We start from the raw sequence: 4,488 nt of genomic DNA on the forward strand, positions 1-4,488 counted from the left end.
TATATATGTGGTTGTCTTCTGTTTATTGTATGCTGAGATCCAATTTCTTGTCCAACACCATATTATCCTTAAGTATTGAGAACATTTTTGAGTTAGTCAGCTCCTTTACCGGCATCTGAACATCGAATCCTCGTTTTCCGGTGACCCCGGTAATCTCCTGAATGGCCCGGGCCAATAAGGGTTCATTAAGGTCTCCCCAAGAACCTAAATTTTCAAGATCTTCCTCAAGTACAATGTCAGGAACCAAACCTGACGTATAGTCCGAAAAACCATCGGCATTCTCGTTTCGACCTACCAAGGGTTGAATGGCCCATTGGTTATCGGGATTGATCTGGTTTTCACGCTCCGGGTTATAGATATAACTGCCTTCAAAATCATCGACCATAGTCAAGGAGAACTCATTCTTGCCACGTGTGGTTTCACCAATATGTACCACATCGACATAGGGCGCTAGACCGTTAAGCACCAATTCGCTTGCCGAGGCCGAGCCATTGGTTGCAATAATATACACTTTGGAAAGGTTAAGGGTGTTTATGTCACTGCCGTCACTGGTTTTCGCCGCGAAGTAATCCGTGAGTTGTGAATCGCTCAATTCCCCTTGAATTTTACTGTTCCAACGTTGTCTTAGGAATAATTGATCGGTATGGGTGCCATAGATCATACTCGATAATAGACGGGCCGAATTTACCGATCCCCCGGGATTATAACGAAGATCAAGTATCAAATTGGTTACTCCGGCTGCCTTAAAATCCCCAAAGGCATTGTTCAGCTCTTCATCAAACTCATTGGTAAAGCCATTATACACGAGATACCCGATTTTCTCCCCTCCGATCTCAAACGTTTCGGATAGGAATACCGGATTTTCTACCAAGCCTTCCATTTTGGTCAAGGTGACCTCCTTATCGTTAGGGGTAACTTGGTTGTTCGCAATATCGGCCATGTTCAAAGTATAGGTGTCATTGTCCCCAAATAAGAGGTCAATATAATTATCGACGTTCAATGTCAGTCCGTCAACACCGGTAAAGAGGTCTCCCCTGGCAATATCTTTTGTAGACGCATCCGAATTCGGTATAATATAGCGAACATATCCAAAGACATCATTATTATCACTGAATTTGATCAATCCGTATTCAAGCCCGTTACTTTTAGAGATTCCGGCAAATGCCTGTGTCAGTTCCTTGTAGTCATCCGAGTAAAAGCTAAAGCGATCTTCACTGAATAGGAGCATATCGTCAAAAAAGACGCCTGGATCACTCTCAGAAGCCAAAAATGCTGTATAGGCTTCGACACCTTCAGTGGTATTGGGAAATTTGGTATCCGATAAATTGGGTACATCGGCCTGCCAAAAATACCAGAAATTCATCGCTTTCCACATAAAGTCCTGAACGGCTACTTCTTTCGAATCCGGATTTATCCCCGGATCTGGGGTAAGGTCATCATCACTTTTCTTGCAGGCCGTTAACAATACTCCAAGGGAAAGGAATACCAATAGATACTTTTTCATAAATTTTCTTTTTGCAATTTGTAGAGCAAAGCCGCAACAATCATTCCAGAAATTGAAAAATGGTATGGGGGACTTACCTACTTTTGAATAAACTATATACGCAACTTTTTTTTATTTGGATGCCCAATTTAAAGACAATAACAGGAAATAAAAATTATTTGTAACAAAATTCGTTATACCTCGTCTTCCTTTTGTAGACCGATAAGGAACAAAACAAACAACTGAGCAATAGAATGAAGCAGTCTGAATTTCTAAATGTGGTCATGCCTTTCAAGGATAAGCTCTATAGATTGGCAAAACGTTTGCTGGTCTCTAGGGAGGAAGCTGAGGATGCGACACAGGAAATATTGATGAAGTTGTGGTCAAAAAATGAAAATATTGGCAAGTATAATAATGTGGAAGCTTTTGCGATGACGATGACAAAGAACTTTTGTTTGGATCGGTTAAAGTCAAAACAAGCAGGAAATTTAAAGCTGGTGCATAGCAACTACGGCGATGATACAGCTTCGTTGCAAAAGCAAGTCGAGGTTAAGGACAGTTTGAATTGGGTAGAACGGATTATGGAGGAGTTGCCCGAACAACAAAAAATGGTATTGCAATTGCGTGATGTAGAGGAATACGATTTTGACGAAATAGGCGAATTATTGGATATGAAACCAACGGCCATACGGGTTGCTTTATCAAGGGCACGTAAAACGGTTAGGGAAAAATTAATACAAAAACATAGTTATGGAATCGGATAGAATCGAAATATTATTGGAAAAATACCTGGAGGCTACCACCTCAATAGCCGAGGAAAAGGAACTTAGGACCTATTTCTCACAAGAAAGTGTCCCAACACATCTAGCGCAGTATGCCCCAATGTTCCAATATTTTTCAAAGGCCAAGGAAGAACGGTATACCAAGACATTGCCCCTAAGGAACAAAAGGTTCAATTATACATGGCTCTCTATCGCCGCCATGGCCGTCCTGTTTTTTGGCATATATTTTGGTAATGAGTACCAAAAAAAGAAAGAAGCCGAATATGCCTATAATGAAACAAAAAAAGCATTGACCCTTTTGGCCGATAATTTTAGCAGGGGTACAGAGAAGGTGGCTTATTTAAATGAATTTGAAAACGCGAAACAAAAAATTTACAATAAAAATTAATACTTAAAATCATGAAGAATATTATTATACTGATTGCACTGGCAGTTTTACCTACACTTGGCTTTTCACAGTCGGCCTTCGATAAATATGAAGATCTAGACAATGTAAGTGCCGTAGTGGTCAACCAGAGTATGTTCAGGTTACTGTCGAACATAGACGTCGAAGTCGATGACCCCGAAGCGAAGGATTTTATGGATATCGCCAAAAGCCTAAAGAACCTGAAGGTCTTTATTACCGAAGACAAGGGAATCTCGGGGGATATGATGAAAACCATGAACCAATACCTAAAGAGTGCCAAGTTGGAAGAGCTCATGCGGGTAAAGGACAAAGATGCCAATGTGAAGTTCTATATCAAAGAAGGTAAGGACGAAAACCATGTGAGTGAGCTATTGATGTTCGTTACAGGAATAGACAAGGTCGATGTGGAGGTGAACGGAAGAAAGTTCGAAACCGTGCTGCTTTCCTTGACCGGGGATATCGATTTGCGAAAAATAGGATCACTTACCAAAAAGATGAACCTTCCCGCAGAATTGAATGAGGCAGGTAAGAAGAATTAAGAACAATAATTAGGTGGTGGTTTGTCCGTGTAACCACACAAACCACCACTTTCATCAATCAATACTAATCAAACTACCCCTAATCAGGTAGCTGAAAAAACGACAATCATGAAAAAAATCACTTTAATTTTAGCACTTGCCCTACTAGTACCTTTAACTGGATTCTCCCAGTCCATTTTCGATAAATTCGAGGACATGGACCATGTTGGTTCCGTAATCGTTAACAAGGGTATGATAGATTTGCTGACCTCAATAGGCAACTTCGAGGATGATAAGGAAACGAAGGACTTTGTTGAAATGGCAAAGGGTATACATGGGATAAAGGTTTTTATTACAGAGGACAAAGCCGTGGCCGAAGAAATGTCAGCCACCGTGCGCAAGTATCTAAAATCAGCTTCCTTGGAAGAATTGATGCGGGTAAAGGATCAAGATGTCAATGTGAAGTTTTATATAAAAAACGGCAAAAGAAAAGACCATGTGACTGAATTACTGATGTTCGTTTCAGGAATGAAAAAAATGGATCTCGACGTTGATGGAAGAAAATTTGAAACCGTATTGGTCTCCATGACCGGAGACATTGACCTGAACCAAATAGGGGCCTTGACCAAAAAAATGGACTTGCCCGATGATTTGAACAAGGTGGGGAAGCATAAGAAATAAGTCCAAAAATCGGCTGCGGGTTGCCCTAGCGGTCGATTTTTTTTGGTAATTTAGGATATATACATTTAAAAATTCAACATGAAAAATATAATTAAAGGACTATTGATGGCCATACTTTTAGTGGGAACCAGTTGTTCTTCGAAGCAGAGCCTTCAGGAGTATTTTGTGGAACATTCGGAAAATTCCAATTTTCTGTCGGTAGATCTTCCTGTGAGCCTTTTGAACATGGACAAGGTCGATCTGAACGAAGCCGAAAGGGAGGCCTTGAGCTCCTTGAAAAAAATGAATGTATTGGCCTTTAAAAAGAATGAGAGCAATACGCTGGAGTTCGAAGCGGAAAAGGCCAATGTAAAAGCGATTTTACAAAATGAGCAATTTATTGATTTAATGAAACTCAACACCAAGTATGGGAAAGGAATCATTAAATATATCGGTGATGATGAAACCATCGATGAGGTAATTGTTTATGGGGACAATGATGAAAAGGGATTTATGTTGATCCGTGTATTGGGCAACAATATGAAACCGGCCAACTTGGCCCAATTCATGAAGACCATTCAAAAATCGGACTATAAAGGTGAAGGCTTGGAAAGTATTGCCGATTTTATCAAAGGATAG

Annotated in this window: 6 protein-coding genes; 5 read left to right on the forward strand and 1 reads right to left on the reverse strand. The window is 40.3% G+C overall.

Translation table 11 applies throughout. The annotated features are described in order from the left end of the window. Window positions 1-22 precede the first annotated feature (22 nt). Complete coding sequence (locus WBM98_RS16200; protein ID WP_424367063.1) at window positions 23-1,504, reverse strand: S41 family peptidase; 1,482 nt, start codon at window positions 1,502-1,504, stop codon at window positions 23-25. Window positions 1,505-1,737: 233 nt separating this feature from the next. Between WBM98_RS16200 and WBM98_RS16205 the strand changes: the two genes are divergently transcribed. From WBM98_RS16205 to WBM98_RS16225, 5 genes are all read left to right on the forward strand, one after another. After that, window positions 1,738-2,247 carry an RNA polymerase sigma factor gene (locus tag WBM98_RS16205; RefSeq protein WP_424367064.1) on the forward strand — a complete coding sequence of 170 codons (510 nt, stop codon included), beginning with the start codon at window positions 1,738-1,740 and terminating at the stop codon, window positions 2,245-2,247. Continuing rightward, a complete protein-coding gene (locus WBM98_RS16210) occupies window positions 2,234-2,653 on the forward strand; it encodes a hypothetical protein (protein ID WP_424367065.1) in 420 nt (139 codons plus the stop codon). Before WBM98_RS16205 ends, WBM98_RS16210 begins: the two co-directional genes overlap by 14 nt. Window positions 2,654-2,664: 11 nt before the next feature. Continuing rightward, a complete protein-coding gene (locus WBM98_RS16215) occupies window positions 2,665-3,210 on the forward strand; it encodes a DUF4252 domain-containing protein (RefSeq protein ID WP_424367066.1) in 546 nt (181 codons plus the stop codon). A gap of 108 nt (window positions 3,211-3,318) precedes the next feature. After that, window positions 3,319-3,870 (forward strand): DUF4252 domain-containing protein, encoded by a 552-nt coding sequence (locus WBM98_RS16220; protein WP_424367067.1) that lies wholly within the window; start codon window positions 3,319-3,321, stop codon window positions 3,868-3,870. A 78-nt stretch (window positions 3,871-3,948) separates the two neighbouring features. Then, complete coding sequence (locus WBM98_RS16225) at window positions 3,949-4,488, forward strand: DUF4252 domain-containing protein (protein WP_424367068.1); 540 nt, start codon at window positions 3,949-3,951, stop codon at window positions 4,486-4,488.

Origin of the sequence: Maribacter sp., assembly GCF_049667165.1 — a bacterium.
GTDB lineage: Bacteria > Bacteroidota > Bacteroidia > Flavobacteriales > Flavobacteriaceae > Maribacter_A.